At 71.6% G+C, this 19,743-nt stretch carries 4 protein-coding genes and 1 pseudogene; 2 read left to right on the top strand and 3 right to left on the bottom strand.

All coding sequences use genetic code 11. The annotated features are described in order from the left end of the window. Nucleotide 1: 1 nt before the first annotated feature. Genes ACGFIQ_RS13510 through ACGFIQ_RS13500 form a run of 3 tightly spaced genes read right to left on the bottom strand, consistent with a single transcriptional unit; the run spans nt 2 to nt 1,328 of the window. On the bottom strand, nt 2-454 hold the full coding sequence (locus ACGFIQ_RS13510) for a hypothetical protein (RefSeq protein ID WP_393243347.1): 453 nt from the start codon (nt 452-454) through the stop codon (nt 2-4). After that, nucleotides 451-1,152: an SGNH/GDSL hydrolase family protein gene (locus ACGFIQ_RS13505; protein ID WP_393243345.1), complete on the bottom strand. Its 702-nt coding sequence runs from the start codon at nt 1,150-1,152 to the stop codon at nt 451-453. The genes ACGFIQ_RS13510 and ACGFIQ_RS13505 overlap by 4 nt, the downstream gene beginning before the upstream one ends. Further along, nucleotides 1,149-1,328: a hypothetical protein gene (locus tag ACGFIQ_RS13500; protein ID WP_393243343.1), complete on the bottom strand. Its 180-nt coding sequence runs from the start codon at nt 1,326-1,328 to the stop codon at nt 1,149-1,151. The genes ACGFIQ_RS13505 and ACGFIQ_RS13500 overlap by 4 nt, the downstream gene beginning before the upstream one ends. A 762-nt stretch (nt 1,329-2,090) precedes the next feature. On the opposite strand from ACGFIQ_RS13500, the pseudogene ACGFIQ_RS13495 reads away from it, so the two are divergent. Both ACGFIQ_RS13495 and ACGFIQ_RS13490 read left to right on the top strand, forming a co-directional pair. Beyond that, nucleotides 2,091-13,253, top strand: a pseudogene (locus tag ACGFIQ_RS13495) (SDR family NAD(P)-dependent oxidoreductase); the annotation flags it as partial. Nucleotides 13,254-13,296: 43 nt separating this feature from the next. After that, entirely contained in the window at nt 13,297-19,722 is a 6,426-nt protein-coding gene (locus ACGFIQ_RS13490) for an SDR family NAD(P)-dependent oxidoreductase (protein ID WP_393243341.1), read from the top strand. Nucleotides 19,723-19,743 lie beyond the last annotated feature (21 nt).

Raw genomic sequence — 19,743 nt, 5'->3', positions numbered from 1 at the left:
GTCACGCCGAGCCGGCCTCCGCGTCCATCCGGATCAAGTGCAGCAACCGGCGTACGGCGAGGTGGTGCGCCCCGGAACTGATCACCAGCGCGCGGTAGACGAAGCCGTGCAGTCCCGGGAACGCCGCGTACGTGCGGGCGCTCACCACCGTGCACCCGGCGCCCTCGGTAAGGGTCAGCACCAGCGAGTAGCGGGAGAAGCGGTGCCGTCCGGTCAGGCGCAGGATCCGTCCGGGCACCGCCTCCGCCACCCGGAAACCGGTCAGGGTGGCGCCGTCCTGTTCCAGGGGCGTCCGCGACGAGCGGGGCGGATCGGCGGCCAGCAGCCGGGCGATGGCCTCGCTGGCCGCGAAGCGGGGACCGGCGACCTGCGTGGTGAGCGCGCGCCACACCCGGTCCGGCGACGCCACCACGTCCATCCGGTGCTCGTCGACGAACGGGAGGCCGGCGGTCACGGCGTCACATGATCGGCAATGATCCCGGACCAACGGCGGTAGCCGACCGCTGACGGATGGAAGTGGTCGCGGGCGAAGAACTCCGGTCCCACCGGCAGCAGCGACGTGGCGTCCACCCACACCGCCCGCGGGTGCTCCTTGCACACCTGCCGGGCCACCTCGTCGAGCATCCGGGCCCGCTCGGCCAGATAGCGGCCCAGGACGCCGGGCATGGACGGGAAGATGTCGAACGGAGGGATGCCGGTGACCGCCACCCGTCCTGCCCGCTGGCCCAGGTCGTCCACGATGGCCGTGACGTCGTCGCGCCACGCCTGCGGGTCGCGCCGGCTGAGCACGTCGTTGACCCCGGCCAGCACCACCGCCACGTCCAGCTCCGAACCGATCGTGGGGAGCAGCTTGTAGCGGATGCGGCGCGCGGTGGCGGCGTGCTGCCCGGCCACGGACCATTCGACGCGGCGGCCGGTGCGCTCGGACAGCTCACGCGACAGCGCCCCGGGCACCCCGTCGTCGTGGTTGTCGACACCGCAGCCGGCCGCGGTCGACTCACCCACGATCGCGATTCGCAGCGGCGCGCCGGTGCCGCCACCGTCAGGTACTACCTCACCGGTGGTGGGTCCGCCGGCCGGTGGTACGACCTCGGTGCGCGACCGCACCAGGTAACCCTGTGCCGCGACGACCGGCATGAGTAACGGGTTCATTCGGCATCCACCTGACGGCTGCCGAAGAGGCGGAACTCGGATGCCGGGGCCACACCGATCCGGCCGGCGACTTCGGTAGTCGTGGCGGCGGTCGAATCACGGTCGGAAAGTGCCGATGCCCCGGCCATGATCCATTGTCGACGGCGCTGAGCCGTGGTGCCCCGTTCGGTTCCCATCCCGCCAGCATCGCGTAGTGACCACTTCCAGACAAGCAACCGGTCACCCGGCGGGGCGTGCTCCGCCGATCTGCTCGACGATGCTGGGCGTAGCCCCTCTAACTAACGCATCACCGCGGTCACGTCACTGAGACACAAGTCACTGGTTCCGCACGACGGGAAGGGTCCGCTCCCGCGTTATCCGGCAAAATAGGTCAATAGCGTGGCGCGTCATTCGGTGGTCGCCGGCCTCGTATTGTTCCGCGTTGCACATTTTACGTGTCGGTAACGCGTCCCCGATCACCGCTGCGCAACTTCATGCCACCGCGCCGGATTCGCGCAGAAATCCGCTTGGCAACGTCTTGACCTGCGTTTTTGCAATGCTGGCCGCGAGTTCGGGACGTGGGTTGGGCGATCTCATAAATGATCTTGGCAGGTACCGGACGATGCCTTCTTCGCGGCATGACAACGACGAACGCTGCTGCGTATCGTCACCCCGCAACGAGCGTTCGGTGATGCTTTCCGGGTCCGCAGGAATGGCTAGGCAGCCCGATGACGCGCCGCGTAACGCGGCGAGGTGAACGACGGCCTCGGCGAGGTCTCCCCCGACGAGGCAGGCGACCTGATCGACAAGGAGCTCGGATCCGTATGACCCAGGCGACGGACGATCCGCGGGACGGCCTCAGTGCGGGCGAGCAGAGGCTGCGCGCCTACCTGCGCAAGGTGACCGGAGAGCTGCTCACGTCGACCCGCCGGGTGCGCGAGCTGGAGGAACGCGACCTCGAGCCCCTCGCCATCGTCGGGATGAGCTGCCGCTACCCGGGCGGCGCCACCTCACCCGAGGCGCTGTGGCAACTGGTGGCCGACGGCCGCGACGCGGTGACCGGTCTGCCCACCGATCGCGGCTGGGACGTCGAGCGCCTGTACGACCCGGACCCCGACCAGGTCGGCCACGTGTACGCCAGCGGCGGCGGCTTCGTCGACGGCGTCGGCGACTTCGACGCGGACTTCTTCGGCATCAGCCCCCGCGAGGCCCTGGCGATGGACCCGCAGCAGCGACTGCTCCTCGAATCGTCGTGGGAAGCCCTCGAGGACGCCTGCATCGACCCGTTGTCGCTGCGGGGCACCCGCACCGGCACCTTCTTTGGCGCGCTCGCCTCCGAGTACGGCGGCGACATGCCGCCGGAGCTGGAAGGCCTGCGCCTCACCGGCACCACCACCAGCGTCCTGTCCGGCCGGGTCGCCTACACCCTCGGGCTGGAAGGCCCGGCGGTGACCGTGGACACCGCCTGCTCCTCCTCGCTGGTCGCCCTGCACCTCGCGGCCCAGGCGCTGCGCAGCGGCGAGTGCTCACTGGCGCTCGTGGCCGGGGTGACAGTGCTGGCAAAACCGTTCCTGCTCGTGGAGTTCAGCCGGCAGCGCGGCCTGGCGCCGGACGGCCGGTGCAAGCCGTACGCGGCGGGCGCGGACGGCACCGGCTTCTCCGACGGTGTGGGCGTGCTGGTGGTGGAGCGGCTGTCGGATGCCGAGCGCAACGGTCACCGGATCCTTGCCGTGGTGCGTGGGTCGGCGATCAATCAGGATGGTGCGTCGAATGGTTTGACGGCCCCGAATGGTCCGTCGCAGGAGCGGGTGATTCGGCAGGCCTTGGCCAGTGCGGGTCTTACGGCCGGTGACGTTGATGTCGTCGAGGGGCATGGCACGGGGACTCGGTTGGGTGATCCGATCGAGGCTCAGGCGTTGTTGGCGACGTATGGGCAGGATCGCGAGTCGCCGTTGTGGTTGGGGTCGGTGAAGTCGAATATTGGTCATACGTCGGCGGCGGCGGGTGTCGCGGGTGTGATCAAGATGGTGCAGGCGATGCGGCATGAGGTGTTGCCGCAGACGTTGCATGTGGATGCGCCGTCGCCCGAGGTTGATTGGGATTCTGGTGCGGTTCGGTTGTTGACCGAGGCGCGGCAGTGGCCGGTTTCTGAGGGCCGTCCTCGCCGTGCGGGTATTTCGTCGTTTGGTATCAGTGGGACGAATGCGCACGTGATCATCGAGGAAGCCCCGGTTGTGCCGGTGGTGGAGTCGGTGCCTGTGGTGGAGTCTGCGGGTGTGGTGCGGCCGGTGCCGGTGGTGGTGTCGGCGCGGTCGGAGCAGGCGTTGCAGGCGCAGCTAACCCGGTGGGCGGTGCTGGACGGTGATGTGCGTGATATCGCGTTTTCGGCGGCGACGACTCGGGCGCATCTACCGTTTCGGGCGGCGGTGGTAGCCACTGACCGGCTGGATTTCAGCACGGTGCTGCGGGGCAAGGTCCTCAGCGGTAAAACCGCGGTGATGTTCACTGGTCAGGGTGCGCAGCGGGCCGGGATGGGTGTGGATCTGGCGACGGTGTATCCGCTGTTCGCCCAGGTGTATGACGAGGTTTGTTCCCGCTTCGACTTCGACCCGCGGTCGTTGCCGGTTGAGGAGTTGAATGATACGGCGTTTACGCAGCCGGCGTTGTTCGCGGTTGAGGTGGCGTTGTATCGGTTGGTGGAGTCGTTGGGGGTTCGTCCGGATTATTTGATCGGTCATTCGGTGGGTGAGATCGCGGCTGCGCATGTCGCGGGTGTGTTGTCCCTGGATGATGCGTGCACGTTGGTGGCGGCGCGGGGTCGGTTGATGGGTGCGTTGCCGGCTGGTGGGGCGATGGTCGCGGTTCAGGCTGATGAGGCTGAGGTCCTGGCGACCCTGCCCGATGGTTTGTCGGTGGCGGCGGTCAACGGTCCGCAGGCGGTTGTGGTGTCCGGCGACGCGGCGGTGATCGAGGCGTGGTTGCCGCGGTGGGCTGGTCGGAAGACCACCCGGTTGACGGTCAGTCATGCGTTCCATTCGGCGTCGATGGATCCGATGCTGGCCGAGTTCGGGCAGGTCGCGGAAACGTTGACGTGGAGTCCGGCGCAGATGCCGGTGGTGTCGAACGTGACAGGTGCGCTGGCCGGCCCGGAGCTGAGCACCCCGGAGTATTGGGTGCGGCATGTGCGTGAAGCGGTCCGCTTCCACGACGGTGTGCAGGCGTTGCACGAGCTGGGGGTGCGGCGTTTCCTGGAGTTGGGTCCGGATGCGGTGTTGACCGCGATGGCCCGGCAGAGTGTCGATGACGCCCTGTTCGTGGGTGCGTTGCGCAAGAACCGGGACGAGGCGGAAACCTTCGCCGGGTTCCTGGCCCAGGCGCATATCGCCGGTGTTGATCTGGACTGGGCGGCCGTCATCCCCGACGGGCGGCGGGTTGATCTGCCGACGTATGCGTTCCAGCACCAGCGGTACTGGCTGAACCCGGCCACCGGCTCAGATCCCGCCGCCGCCGGCCTCACCGCAATCGACCACCCACTCCTGACCGCCGCCGTCCAACTCGGCGACCACGACCAGTGGCTATTCACCGGACGAGTGTCCACCGAGGATCAGCCCTGGCTGCGCGACCACGCCGTCTCCGGCACGGTCCTGCTGCCCGGCACCGCGTTCGTCGAACTGGCCCTCGCCGCGGGCCGGCACGCCGGCAGTCCGGTCATCGACGAGCTCACCCTGGAAGCCCCGCTGATCCTGCCCGACCACAGCGTGATGGGGCTGCAGGTGACCGTGGACGAGGCCGACGAGGACGGCCGCCGCGCCGTCACGGTGTACTCCCGCCACGGTGAAGGCGGATCCCGCTGCCACGCCCGGGGCATCCTCACCACCCGTGCCGAGCCAATCCGCCCGTTCGACACGCCGTGGCCGCCCGCGGGCGCCGAACCGGTCTCCGCCGACGCGCTCTACACCCGGCTCGCCGACGCCGGATACGAGTACGGACCGGCCTTCCAGGGCGTGCACGCTGCCTGGCAGGACGGCGACCACATCTACGCCGACGTGGTGCTGCCCGACGACCAGGCCGGCAGCGCGGGGAAGTACCTGCTGCACCCGGCCCTGTTCGACGCCGCCCTGCACGCCGGCCCGGACCTGCTGACCGGTGGCGACGGCACCTCCGCCGGCCTGCCGTTCACCTGGTCCGGCGTCCGCGTCGACGTGCGGGGCCTGAGCCGGATCCGCGTCCGGGTCAGCGCCGCCGGCCCGTCGGCGCTGCGCATCGACCTGGCCGACGACCACGGTTCGCCGGTCGCCGCCGTCGACTCCCTCGAACTCCGCCCGGTGGACCCGAGCCACCTGGCCGCGACCCGGCCGACCACCACCGACTCGCTGTACCGGGTCGACTGGGCGCCGGTGTCCGTACCGGCCGCCGAACCGGCCCGGGTCGCCCGCTACCAGGACGCCGACGGGACCGCCGACCTGGTGGTCGCCGCCGTCGAGGGCCCGGCGGCCGTCGAGCAGGCACTGACCGTGCTGCAGGGCTGGCTCGGCTCCGACGCCGACCCGCACGCCCGCCTGGTGATGCTCACCCGCGGCGGCGCCCCGGTCGGCGGCGAGATACCCGATGTGATGCAGGCTGCGGTGCAGGGCCTGGTACGCAGTGCCCAGTCCGAGCACCCGGGCCGGATCCTGCTGATCGACCTGGACTCGCACGATTCCGAACCGGACTTCGCCGCTCTGGCCGCCCTGAACGAGCCGCAGCTGGCGGTGCGCGCGGGTCAGGTGCTGGTGCCACGGCTCGCCCGCACCGGCGTGCCGGTCACCGGCGACGACTGGCGACTGGCGGCCGGGCGGACGGGATCCCTCGAGGACCTGGCGATCGTCCCGGCCGACGCGCAGCGGGCGCTCGGCGCCGGCGAGGTGCGGATCGGCGTCCGTGCCGCCGGTCTGAACTTCCGCGACGTGCTGATCGCCCTCGGCCTATACCCGGGGGAGGCCCCGCTGGGCAGCGAGGCCGCAGGCGTGGTGCTCGAGGTGGGCGCCGACGTGACCGATCTGTCAGCTGGCGATCACGTTATGGGCCTGGTGACCGACTCGTTCGGTCCGACCGCGGTCGCGGACCGGCGGATGCTGGCGCCGATGCCGGCCGGCTTCAGCTTCGTGCAGGCCGCCGCCGTGCCGGTCGTCTACCTCACCGCCCTGTACGGGCTGGTCGACCTGGCCGCGGTGGGCGCCGGCGACCGGGTGCTCATCCACTCCGCCGCCGGTGGTGTCGGCATGGCCGCCGTGCAGCTGGCCCGGCACCGTGGCGCCGAGGTGTACGCCACCGCGAGCCCGTCGAAGTGGGATGCGGTCCGCACGCTCGGGGTCGACGGCGCCCGTCTCGCGGCCTCCCGGGACCTGGGCTTCAAGGACGCCTTCCTCGACGCGACCGGCGGCGCCGGGATGGACGTGGTGCTGGACGCCCTCGCGGGGGAGTTCGTCGACGCCTCGCTGGATCTGCTGCCGCGCGGCGGCCGGTTCGTGGAGATGGGCAAGGCCGACATCCGCGACGCGGCCACGGTCGCGGCTGCGCACCCAGGCGTCCAGTACACCGCGTTCGACCTGTTCGACGTGGACACCGACCGGATCCAGGCCATGCTGGCCGAAATCAGCGACCTGTTCCAACAGGGTGCGCTGCGGCACGCCCCGGTGCGCGCATGGGACGTGCGGGAGGGCCGGGAGGCGTTCCGGTTCCTGCGCGAGGGCCGCAACACCGGCAAAATCGTCCTGACCGTCCCCGCCCCGATCGACTCCGAGGGCGACGTCCTCATCACCGGCGGCACCGGCGGACTCGGCGCGGTCCTGGCCCGGCACCTGGCCCGCCACCACGGCGCCAAGCGGCTGATCCTGGTGAGCCGCCGCGGTCCCGCCGCTGTCGGCGCCGGTGAACTGATCGCGGAACTCACCGACCTCGGCGTCGCCGCGACCGCGGTCGCCTGCGACGTATCCGACCGGGCGCAGGTGGCCGAGCTGGTCAGCGGCCTGCACCTGACCGCCGTCATCCACGCGGCGGGTGTGCTGGACGACGGTCTGATCGAGTCGCTCACCCCCGAACGCCTCGCGAAGGTGATGCGCCCGAAGGTCGACGCGGCCCGGCACCTGGACGAGCTGACCCGTGGGCAGGACCTCGCCGCGTTCGTCCTGTTCTCCTCGGTGGCCGCGCTGATCGGCAGTCCGGGGCAGGGCAACTACGCCGCCGCGAACGCCGCCCTGGACGCCATCGCCGCCGGCCGCCAGGCCGCCGGATACCCAGGCACCTCACTGGCCTGGGGCATGTGGTCCACCGACACCAGCATGGCCGGCACCCTCGACCAGACGTCGGCCGCCCGCTGGGCGCGCACCGGTGTCGAGGCATTCCCGGCCGAATTCGGTCTGGAACTGTTCGACACGGCGCTGCGGCTCGACCCCGCACTGCTCGTACCGGTGAAGCTCAACCAGGCGGCGCTGCGCGCCCAGGCCGACGACGGGTCCCTCCCGCCGCTGCTCAGTGGTCTGGTGAAGATGCCGGTCCGACGGGTCCGGTCGGTGGGCGGTTCGCTCGCGCAGCGGTTGGCGGAGGTGCCGGAACGCGATCGCGAGCAGGTGGTCCTGGACGTGGTCCGGACGCAGGTCGCTGCCGTCCTCGGCCACGCGTCACCCGGCGCGATCGACCCGGAGCGGGCGTTCAAGGAACTTGGGTTCGACTCGCTTGCTGCGGTGGAGTTGCGGAATCGGTTGACTCAGGCGTGTGGTGTGCGGTTGTCGTCGACGTTGGTGTTTGACCATCCGAGTCCGATCGCTGTGGTGCGGTTGTTGTTGTCGGAGGTGGGCGGGGCCGAGCGGCCGGTGGTGGTGGCGCCGTCGCGTCGTGGTCGGGTGAAGTTGGATGAGCCGTTGGCCATTGTGGGTATGAGTTGTCGGTATCCGGGTGGGGTGGATTCGGCCGACGAGTTGTGGCGGTTGGTGGCCGAGGGCCGTGACGCGATCACTGGGTTGCCGCAGGATCGTGGTTGGGATCTGGAGAGGTTGTATGACCCGGATCCGGAGACTGTCGGCACGGTTTATACCCGTGGTGGTGGCTTCATGGAGAACGTGGGTGACTTCGACGCGGATTTCTTTGGTGTCGGTCCGCGTGAGGCGTTGGCGATGGATCCGCAGCAGCGGCTGTTGTTGGAGGCGTCGTGGGAGGCTTTGGAGGATGCGGGGCTTGATCCGTTGTCGGTGCGGGGCACGGATACCGGTGTGTTCTGTGGTGTGGTGACCTCCGATTATGGGCCGGCTCGTCCGCCGGAGTTGGAAGGCTTCCGTCTCACTGGTTCGACGAGCAGCGTCACGTCTGGGCGGGTGGCGTACACACTGGGTTTGGAAGGCCCGGCGGTGTCCGTCGACACGGCCTGTTCCAGCTCGCTGGTCGCGTTGCATCTGGCTGGTCAGTCGTTGCGGTCGGGGGAGTGCTCCCTGGCGCTGGTCGCTGGTGTCACCGTGCTTTCCGGGCCGTTTCTGCTGCAGGAGTTCAGTCGGCAGCGGGGGTTGGCTCCGGATGGCCGGTGCAAGCCTTATGCGGCGGGCGCGGACGGCACTGGTTTCTCCGACGGGCTCGGCGTGCTGGTGGTGGAACGGTTGTCGGATGCCAAGCGCAATGGTCATCGGGTTCTTGCGCTGGTGCGTGGCAGTGCGGTCAATCAGGATGGTGCCTCGAATGGTTTGACGGCACCGAACGGTCCGTCGCAGGAGCGGGTCATTCGGCAGGCTCTCGCAAGTGCCGGTCTCACCGCCGGTGAGGTCGACGCGGTCGAGGGCCACGGCACGGGCACGCGCCTGGGTGATCCGATCGAAGCGCAGGCGTTGTTGGCGACGTACGGCCAGGACCGTGAGTCGCCGTTGTGGTTGGGGTCGGTGAAGTCCAACATCGGTCACACGTCGGCCGCCGCGGGTGTCGCGGGTGTGATCAAGATGGTGCAGGCGATGCGCCACGAAGTCCTGCCGCAGACGTTGCATGTGGATGCGCCGTCACCTCACGTCGATTGGGAGAGTGGCGCGGTTCGGTTGTTGACCGAGGCGCGACAGTGGCCGGTTTCCGAGGGCCGTCCCCGGCGTGCGGGTATTTCGTCGTTCGGTATTAGCGGGACGAATGCGCACGTGATCATCGAGGAAGCCCCGGTAGTGCCGGTGGTGGAGTCGGTGGGTGTGGTGCGGCCGGTGCCGGTGGTGGTGTCGGCGCGGTCGGAGCAGGCGTTGCAGGCGCAGCTAACCCGGTGGGCGGCGCTGGACGGTGACGTGGCTGATATCGCGTTCTCAGCGGCGACGACCCGGGCGCATCTGCCGTTTCGGGCGGCGGTGGTAGCCACTGATGGGCTGGATTTCGGCACGGTGTTGCGGGGCAAGGTCCTCAGTGGCAAAACGGCGGTGATGTTCACCGGTCAGGGTGCGCAGCGGGCCGGGATGGGTGTGGATCTGGCGAAGGTGTATCCGCTGTTCGCGGAAGTGTATGACGAGGTTTGTTCCCGCTTCGATCGTGATCCGCGGTCGTTGTCGGTGGAGTTGTTGAATGATACGGCGTTTACGCAGCCGGCGTTGTTCGCGGTTGAGGTGGCGTTGTATCGGCTGGTGGAGTCGTTGGGGGTTCGTCCGGATTATCTGATCGGTCATTCGGTGGGTGAGATCGCGGCCGCGCATGTCGCCGGGGTGTTGTCCCTGGATGACGCGTGCACGTTGGTCACCGCGCGGGGCCGGTTGATGAGTGCGTTGCCTGCTGGTGGGGCGATGGTCGCGGTCGAGGCTGATGAGGCTGAGGTCCTGGCGACCCTGCCGCAGGGTTTGTCGGTGGCTGCGGTCAACGGTCCGCAGGCGGTCGTGGTGTCCGGTGCGGCGGCGGTGATCGACGTGTGGTTGCCGCAGTGGGCTGGTCGGAAGACCACCCGGTTGGTGGTCAGTCATGCGTTTCATTCGGCGTTGATGGATCCGATGCTGGCCGAGTTCGAGCAGGTCGCGGAAACGTTGACGTGGAATCCGGCACGGGTGCCGGTGGTGTCGAACGTGACAGGTGCGTTGGCTGGTCCGGAGTTGAGTTCTCCGGAGTATTGGGTGCGGCATGTGCGGGAGGCGGTCCGCTTCCACGACGGTGTGCAGGCGTTGCACCAGCTGGGGGTGCGGCGTTTCCTGGAGTTGGGCCCGGATGCGGTGTTGACCGCGATGGCTCGGCAGAGTGTCGATGACGCCCTGTTCGTGGGTGCGTTGCGCAAGAACCGGGATGAGGCGGAAACCTTCGCGGGGTTCTTGGCCCAGGCGCATATCGCTGGTGTTGATCTGGACTGGGCGGCCGTCATCCCCGACGGTCGGCGGGTTGATTTGCCGACGTATGCGTTCCAGCACCAGCGGTACTGGCTGAACCCGGCCACCGGCTCAGATCCCGCCGCCGCGGGCCTCACCGCAATCGACCACCCACTGCTGACCGCCGCCGTCCAACTCGGCGACCACGACCAGTGGCTGTTCACCGGACGGCTGTCCACCGAGGATCAGCCCTGGCTGCGCGACCATGCCGTCCTGGGCGCCGTCGTCGTCCCCGGTACCGCGTTCGTGGAACTTGCCCTCACCGCCGGCCGGCACGCCGGCAGCCCGGTCATCGACGAGCTCACCCTCGAAGCGCCACTGGTGCTGTCCGGTACCGCCGCGGCCCAGCTACAGGTCACCGTCGGCGAGGCCGGCGACGACGGACGCCGGGCGGTCGCCGTCTACTCGCGGCAGGTCGACGGTGAATCCCGGTGCCACGCCCGTGGCGCCCTGGCCGCCACGGCCGGTGCGATCGTGCCGTCCGGTGCGACGTGGCCGCCTGCCGGCGCTGAGGTGGCCTCCGCGAACACCCTCTACACCCGGCTCGCCGACGCCGGATACGACTACGGACCGGCCTTCCAGGGCGTGCACGCCGCCTGGCAGGACAACGACCACTTCTACGCCGAACTCACCCTGCCCGAGCCGTACGCCGACACCGCCGCGTCGTTCACGCTGCACCCCGCTCTGTTCGACGCCGCCCTGCACGGCGGACTCGACCGGATCGACACGGGCGACGGGGCCGGGTTGCCGTTCACCTGGTCCGGTGTCCGTGTCGAGCAGCCGGGCGCCGCGCGGCTGCGGGTCCGGGTTGGCTCGGCCGGCAGCTCCGCGCTGCGCATCGACATCACCGACGACCACGGCTCGCCGGTCGCCACGGTGGAGTCGCTCGTGGTCCGCCCGATCGACGTCGCACAGCTGCAGGGCGCGCTGCGCACAGGGAACACCTCGATGTACAGCGTCAAGTGGCAGTCACTGCCGATGCCGGTCCTCAACGGGCACCGCCCGCCGCGGGTCGTCGGTCTCGGCGGGTTCACCCGGGTCGCCGAACGCTACCCGGATCTGGACGCGCTGGACGGTGCCCTGGTCGACGGGGCGCCGCCGCCGGACATCGTCGTGGTGGGCGTGTCCGAGCCCGCGGCCGGGCTCGGCCTGGCCGCGGCGGCGCAGTCGGTCGCCGAGGACACCCTGCTGCTGCTGCAGCGCTGGCTGGCCATCGACGCCCTCGCCGACAAGCAGTTGGTCATCGCCACCCGCCTCGGCATCGGCGTGGGCGACCAGGCGCCGGACGTGGCGCAGGCGCCGGTGTGGGGTCTGGTGCGCAGCGCCCAGTCCGAACACCCCGGCCGGTTCGCCCTGGTCGACCTGGGTGCCGGGGACGACGAACCGGACTGGGTCGCACTGAACCTGCTCGACGAGCCACAACTCGCCATCCGGGCCGGCGTCCTCTCCGCGCCGCGGCTGGTGCGTGCCGGCCATGCGAGCGGCGCCCTGCCCGTACCGGATCCGGACGGGGTCGTGCTGATCACCGGCGGCACCGGCGGCATCGGCGCGGTCGTGGCCCGGCACCTCGCCGGTTCGTACGGTGCGAAGCGGCTGCTGCTGGTCAGCCGGCGCGGCCCGGACGCGGCCGGTGTGCCCGACCTGATCGCGGATCTGGCCCGGCTCGGCGCGGACGCCCGCGTCGCGGCCTGCGATGTGGCCGACCGGGACCAGTTGGCCGCGCTGCTGGACGGCCTGGACCACCCGCTCACCGCGGTGGTGCACGCGGCCGGTGTGCTCGACGACGGTGTCGTCGGCTCGCTTACCGTGGACCAGCTGCGCCGGGTCATGGCGCCGAAGATGCACGCCGCCGTGCACCTGCACGAGCTGACCGCGGACCGGCCGTTGTCCGCCTTCGTGCTGTTCTCCTCGGTGGCCGCCCTGATCGGCAGCCCCGGACAGGCCAACTACGCGGCGGCCAACGCGGTCCTGGACGCGCTAGCCCAACGGCGCCACGCCGACGGGCTGCCCGGCGCATCGCTGGCCTGGGGCCTCTGGGGTGAGGCCGGCGGGATGGCCGGCGAGCTCAGCGGCCGCGACCTGGCCCGGATCGAACGGATGGGCGTCCGGCCGCTGCCCACCGAGCTGGGCGTCGAACTGTTCGACGAGGCCGCCCGGCACGGCGCCACGCTGCTCGCCCCGGTCACCTTCGACCTCGGCACGCTGCGGGCCCAGGCCGGCTCCGGCATGCTGCCGGCCCTGCTGCGTGCGCTGGTGAACGTGCCGGCCCGCCCGGTGGAGACGGACACCTCGTTCGCGCAGCGGCTCGCCGCGGTCAGCGCGGCCGAACGCGAACAGGTCGTCCTGCACCTGGTGCAGACCGAGGTCGCGGCCGTCCTCGGGCACACCACAGCGGGCGGCATCGACCCGGCCCGGGCTTTCAAGGACCTCGGATTCGACTCGCTGGGCGCGGTCGAGCTGCGGAACCGGCTCGCGCGGTCCGCGGGCGTCCGGCTGCCGTCCACGCTGGTCTTCGACTATCCGACGTCTGCGGCGGTCGCCGGCCTGCTCCTCACCGAACTCGGTGGCGGACCCGCCGGCGGATCGTCGATCGACGACGAGTTCCAGCGGCTGGAGGAGATGCTCACGGCGGCCGCGGCCGGTGACCGGCAGCGGGCCGTCGGGCGGCTGCGCTCGCTGATCGCGTCGATCTCCGACAGCCAGCCGGGCACCGATGACCGCATCGCCGCGGTCACCAACATGGACGAGGTCTTCGACCTGATCGACGCCGACTTCGGTGAGCTGTGACGGGCGTATCTGGTGGTTCCCGATCAACCAGGGGGACAAGGTCATGAGTGTTGAAGTCACCGACGCGCAGCAGGAGAAGCTGGTCCGGTACCTGAAGAAGGTCGGGGCCGACCTCAGCGAGACCCGGGCCCGGCTGCGTGAGGTCGAGGACCGCGCCACCGAACCGCTGGCCATCGTGGGGATGAGCTGCCGCTACCCGGGCGGGGTCACCTCGCCGGACGACCTGTGGAAGTTCGTCGCCGACGGGCGGCACGGCACGTCCGACTTCCCCACCGACCGCGGCTGGGACACCGACCACCTGTACGACCCGGACCCCGACCACCCCGGCACCGCGTACACCCGCGGCGGCGGCTTCGTCGAGCGGGTCGGCGAGTTCGACGCCGAGTTCTTCGGGGTCAGCCCGCGCGAGGCGCTGGTCATGGACCCGCAGCAGCGGCTGCTGCTCGAACTGTCCTGGGAGGCGTTCGAGGACGCCGGACTGAACGTCACCGCGCTGCGCGGCTCCGACACCGGCGTCTTCTGCGGTGTCATGTACCAGGACTACGGCTTCGTCGCCGGGCAGAGCGACCGCCGGTCCGAGCTGGAGGGATACCTGACCCTCGCCTCGGCGGGCAGCGTCGCCTCCGGGCGGCTCAGCTACACGTACGGCTTCGAGGGACCGGCCGTCACCATCGACACGGCCTGCTCGTCGTCGTTGGTCGCCGTACACCTGGCCGGCCGGGCGCTGCGCAACCGGGAATGCTCCCTGGCGCTGGTCGGCGGTGCCACGGTGCTGGCCCGCCCCAACGTGTTCGTGGAGTTCAGCCGTCAGCGCGGTGTCTCGCCGGACGGGCGCTGCAAGTCGTACGCCGAGGCCGCCGACGGGGTGGGCTGGGCCGAAGGGGCCGGGCTGCTGGTCCTGGAACGGCTGTCCGACGCCCGCCGCAACGGCCACCAGGTGCTCGGCGTGGTCCGCGGCAGCGCGGTCAACCAGGACGGCGCCTCGAACGGGCTCACCGCCCCGAACGGGCCCTCGCAGGAGCGGGTGATCCGGCAGGCGCTGGCCGACGCCGGCCTCGGCCCGGCCGACGTGGACGTGGTCGAGGGACACGGCACCGGTACGCCGCTCGGTGACCCGATCGAGGCGCAGGCGCTGCTCGCCACATACGGGCGGGAACGGGAGAACGGCGCGCTGCGGCTCGGCTCGGTGAAGTCGAACATCGGCCACACCCAGGCCGCCGCGGGCGTCGCCGGGATCATCAAGATGGTCCAGGCGATGCGGCATGGCACGCTGCCGCGCACGCTGCACGTGGACGCCCCGTCGTCGCAGGTCAACTGGGACGACGACGCGGTCCGGCTGCTGGTCGACTCGGAACCGTGGCCGGCCGGGGAACGCACCCGCCGCGCCGGGGTCTCCTCGTTCGGGGTCAGCGGCACCAACGCCCACGTCATCATCGAGGAACCCCCGGCGGCCGAACCGGTCAGCACCGGGACCCCGGCGCCGACGACGATCCCGGTGCTGCTGTCGTCGCGCGGGGAAGCCGCGCTGCGCAGCCAGGCCGACCGGCTCCGGGCGTACCTCATCGCCAACCCGGACGTCGCGCTGCTCGACGTCGGCTTCTCCGCCGCCACCGGGCGCAGCCACCTGGAGCAGCGGGCCGCGGTGGTCGCCGCCGATCGCGGGGAACTGCTCACCGGCCTGGCCGCGCTGGCCGCCGCCGAACCCGACCCGAACGTCCTGGACGGGCAGCCGGCCGGCGGGCGGTCCGTCTTCGTCTTCCCGGGTCAGGGCTCGCAGTGGGAACGGATGGCGCTGGAACTGCTCGAGTCGTCGCCGGTCTTCGCCGCCGAGATCGAGGCCTGCGGCACCGCCCTGGCGAAGTACGTGCCGTGGCAGCTGGTGGACGTGCTGCGCGGTACGCCCGGTGCGCCGTCGCTGAGCCAGGTCGACGTGGTGCAGCCGGCGCTGTTCGCGGTGATGGTGTCGCTGGCCCGGCTGTGGCAGTCGTACGGGGTCCGCCCCACCGCCGTCCTCGGGCACTCCCAGGGTGAGATCGCCGCCGCGTACATCGCCGGTGGGCTGTCCCTGGACGACGCCGCCCGGGTGGTCGCGCTGCGCAGCCGCGCGGTCCGCGACCGGCTCGCCGGGCACGGCGGCATGGTCTCTGTGGCGCTCGGCGAACGACAGGCCGAGGAGCGGATCGCCCGGTACGACGGGCGGGTCTCGGTGGCCGCGGTGAACAGCCCCACGGCGACCGTGGTGGCCGGTGAACCCGACGCGCTCGACGACCTCGTCGCCGGCTGTGAACGTGACCAGATCCGCGCCCGCCGGGTGCCGGTGGACTACGCCTCGCACTCCGCCTCGGTGGAGGCGATCGAGGACGACGTCCTGCGCGATCTGCAGCCGATCTCGCCGCGGACCGGCGACATCCCGTTCTACTCGACCGCCGACGGCGAGTTCGTGGACACCGCCAAGCTCGACGCCGGCTACTGGTACCGCAACCTGCGCGGCCGGGTCGGTTTCGAGCCCGCGGTCCGCGCCCTGGTGGAGAACGGCGCCACCTGCTTCGTCGAGGTCTCCCCGCACCCGGTACTCACCATGGCCGTCGCCGACACCGTCGCCGGGCTGGACGCCGGTCCCCGGGTCGGCGTGGTCGGCTCGCTGCGCCGCGACGAAGGCGGCCACCGTCGCTTCGCCCGCTCGCTGGCCGAGGCCCACACCGTCGGCGTCACCGTCGACTGGTCCGCCTTCTACGCGGGCACCGGCGCCGCCCAGGTGGCCCTGCCCACGTACGCCTTCCAGCGGCAGCGCTACTGGCTCACTCCCGGCGCCGGAGCCGGCGACCCGGCCGCGGCCGGGCTGACCCGGTTGCAGCACCCGGTGCTGGGCGCCGCCGTGCAGGTCGGCGACCGCGACGAGTGGCTGTTCACCGGGCGCATCTCCGCGGACGGCCAGCCGTGGATCCGCGACCACGCCGTCTTCGGCATGCTCCTGGTGCCCGGCGCCGCCCTGGTCGAGATGACGCTCGCGGCCGCTCACCGGGTCGACTGCCCGGTCATCGACGAGATCGTCCTCGAGGCGCCGCTGGTCCTCACCGACGACGGCGCCCGGCAGATCCAGATCACCGTCGCGAAGGCCACCGATGACGGGCGCCGGGCGGTGGCCGTCTACTCGCGGCCCGAGATCGCCCGCGAGGACGGCGACCGGGAGGTGACGTGCCACGCCCGCGGCTGGCTCACCGCCGACGCCGAACCGGCCACCCCGTTCCCGGCCGTCTGGCCGCCGCCGGGCGCCGAAGCGGTCGCGGTGGACACCCTGTACGCGCGGCTGGCCGAGAACGGCTACGACTACGGCCCGCTGTTTCAGGGCCTGACCTCCGCCTGGCGCGACGGCGACACCACGTACACCGAGGTGGCCCTGGCCGACGAGGCAGCCGGTGCCCCGTTCGGCCTGCACCCCGCGCTGTTCGACGCGGTGCTGCACGGCGGGCTGCTGGACAAGGCCCCCGGCGACCCGGTCGACCTGCCGTTCTCCTGGACCGGGGTGCGCCTCGGCGCGACGACCGGCACCCGTCTCCGCGTCCGACTGTCCCCGGGCGGGGACTCCGCGCTGCGCATCGACGCCACCGACGACGGCGGCACGCCCGTGCTGACCGTGGAGAACCTTGCCTTCCGGCCGGCCGGCCAGGCCCAACTCGAGGCGACCCTGCGCGGCGGCCGGCAATCGCTGTACCGCGTCACCTGGGAGACCGTCACCGACCTGCCCGAGCCGGGCGAAGCGTCGCGGGTCGCCGTTCTCGGGGAGGGCGGCCTCGCCGAGCTGGACCGCGCCCTCGCCGACGGCGCCGAGACTCCCGGCCTGGTGGTGTCGCCCATCGCGGCCGTCACCGCCGGCGACCCGGCTGAGGCCGTCCAGGCGCAGACCGCCCGGACGCTGGAACTGCTGCAGAGCTGGCTCGGCTCGGACGCGCTCTCCGACGCGCAGCTCGCCGTGCTCACCCGCGGCGGCGTCTCGGTCGGCGGCGAGGCCCCCGACCTGGCGCAGGCCGCCGTCTGGGGCCTGGTCCGCAGCGCCCAGTCCGAGCACCCCGGCCGGTTCGTCCTGGTCGACACCGACGGCGGGGACCAGCCCGAACCCGCGGTGCTGGCCGCGCTCGGCGAGCCGCAGGTCGCGGTCCGCGGCGGCCTCGTCTCGGTGCCCCGCCTCGGTCGCGTCGAGACCCCGGCCGCCGGTGACGGCTGGCGGCTCGCGGTCGGCCGCAAGGGATCCCTGGAGGACCTGACGATCCAGCCGTCGGCCGGGGAGCGGGCGCTGGGGGTCGGCGAGGTCCGCATCGGCATCCGCGCGGCCGGCCTGAACTTCCGCGACGTCCTGATCGCCCTCGGCCTCTACCCGGGCGACGCGCCGCTGGGCAGCGAGGCGGCCGGCGTGGTGCTCGAGGTCGGCGCCGAGGTGACCGACCTCGCCCCGGGCGACCGGGTGATGGGCATCGTCATGGACGCCTTCGGCCCGGTCGCGGTGGCCGACCGGCGGATGGTGGCACCGTTTCCGGACAGCATGTCGTTCATCGAGGCGGCGGCCGTCCCGGTCGTCTACCTGACCGCCTACTACGGCCTGGTCGACCTGGCCGGCCTGCAGCGCGGCGAGAAGATCCTGGTGCACGCCGCCGCCGGCGGGGTCGGCATGGCCGCGGTCCAGCTGGCCCGGCACTGGGGTGCCGAGGTGTTCGCCACGGCCAGCGCGCCGAAGTGGGACGCGGTGCGCGCACTCGGCATCCCGGGCGACCGGATCGCCTCGTCACGCGACCTCGGCTTCCGGGAGGCGTTCCTGGACGCCACCGGCGGCGCCGGTGTGGATGTGGTGCTGGACGCCCTGGCGGGTGAGTTCGTGGACGCCTCCCTGGACCTGCTGCCGCGCGGCGGCCGGTTCATCGAGATGGGCAAGGCGGACCTGCGGGACCCGGACGTGGTGGCCGGGACCCACCCGGGGGTTCGCTACCGGTCGTACGACCTCTTCGAGGCCGGCCCGGACCGCATCCAGCAGATGCTTGTCGAGATCCTCGACCTCTTCGGCCGGGGCGTGCTGGAGCCGTCACCGATCCGTACCTGGGACGTGCGGCAGGGCCGGGACGCGTTCCGGTTCCTGCGCGAGGGCCGCAACACCGGCAAGGTGGTCCTGACCGTGCCGGCGCCCCTGGACCCGGCGAAGACCGTGCTGATCACCGGCGGCACCGGCGGGCTGGGCGCGGTCCTGGCCCGGCACCTCGCCGGCCACCACGGCGTACGGCACCTCACACTGGTGAGCCGGCGGGGCCCCGCCGCGGCCGGCGCCGGCGAACTCGTCGCTGAACTGGCCGAGCTGGGCGCCACGGCCGAGGTGCGCGCATGCGACGTGTCGGACCGTACGCAGGTGGCCGAGCTGGTCGGCTCGCTGGACCTGACCGCGGTGGTGCACACCGCCGGCGTTCTGGAAGACGGCCTGGTCGCATCGCTGACGCCGGACCGCCTGGCGACCGTGCTGAAGCCCAAGGTGAACGCGGCCCTGCACCTGGACGAGCTGACCCGCGGGCAGGACCTCGCCGCGTTCGTCCTGTTCTCCTCGGTGGCGGCCCTGATCGGCAGCCCCGGGCAGGGCAACTACGCGGCGGCGAACGCGGCCCTGGACGCGCTCGCGGCCAAGCGGCGCGCGGAGGGTCTGCGTGGCACCTCGCTGGCGTGGGGCCTGTGGGCCGACGCCACCGGCATGACCGGTGAACTGGACCAGGCCGAACTGGCCCGGCTGGAACGCATCGGCGTGTCCGCCATGTCCGCCGAGGTCGGCGTCGAGCTGTACGACCAGGCGATGCGCGTCGACGAAGCGCTGATGGTTCCGGTTCAGCTGGACCTGGGCGCCCTGCGCACCCAGGCCCGGGCCGGGCTGCTGGCGCCGCTGCTCCGCGGGCTCGTCAAGGCGCCGGCTCGGCGCGCCGAGGCCGGCGGCCGTTCCCTGGCCGAACGCCTCGCCGCCGCTCCGCAGGACGACTGGGCCCAGCTCACCCTCGACGTGGTCCGGGCCCAGGTCGCGGCGGTCCTCGGCCATGCCACCCCGGACGCGGTCGACCCCGGCAGGGCGTTCAAGGAGATCGGCTTCGACTCCCTCGCCGCCGTTGAGGTCCGCAACCGGCTCACCCAGGCCACCGGCCTGCGGCTGCCGTCCACCCTGGTCTTCGACCACCCCACCCCAGCGGCGGTCGCCCAGTTCCTGCTCGCGGCGGCCGTGCCGGGCGCGGCACCGGCCGATCCCCGGCAGCACGAGGAGAACCAGATCCGCACCGTGCTGGCGGCGATCCCGATCGCCCGCCTGCGCCGGGCCGGCCTGCTGGACACCCTGCTCGAACTGGCCGGCGACGACCACGACGACACGGACACCGGCAGCGACGATGACGGCGACGGCATCGACGACATGGACGTCGAGGCGCTGATCCGGATGACCGAAGAGGACGCGGCATGACCGACACCAGCAACCTGGCCG

Source organism: Micromonospora sp. NPDC048898, from assembly GCF_043198035.1.
GTDB lineage: Bacteria > Actinomycetota > Actinomycetes > Mycobacteriales > Micromonosporaceae > Micromonospora.
The sequence above is the reverse complement of the archived record's forward strand: the minus strand, read 5'-3'. Positions and strand labels throughout refer to the sequence as shown.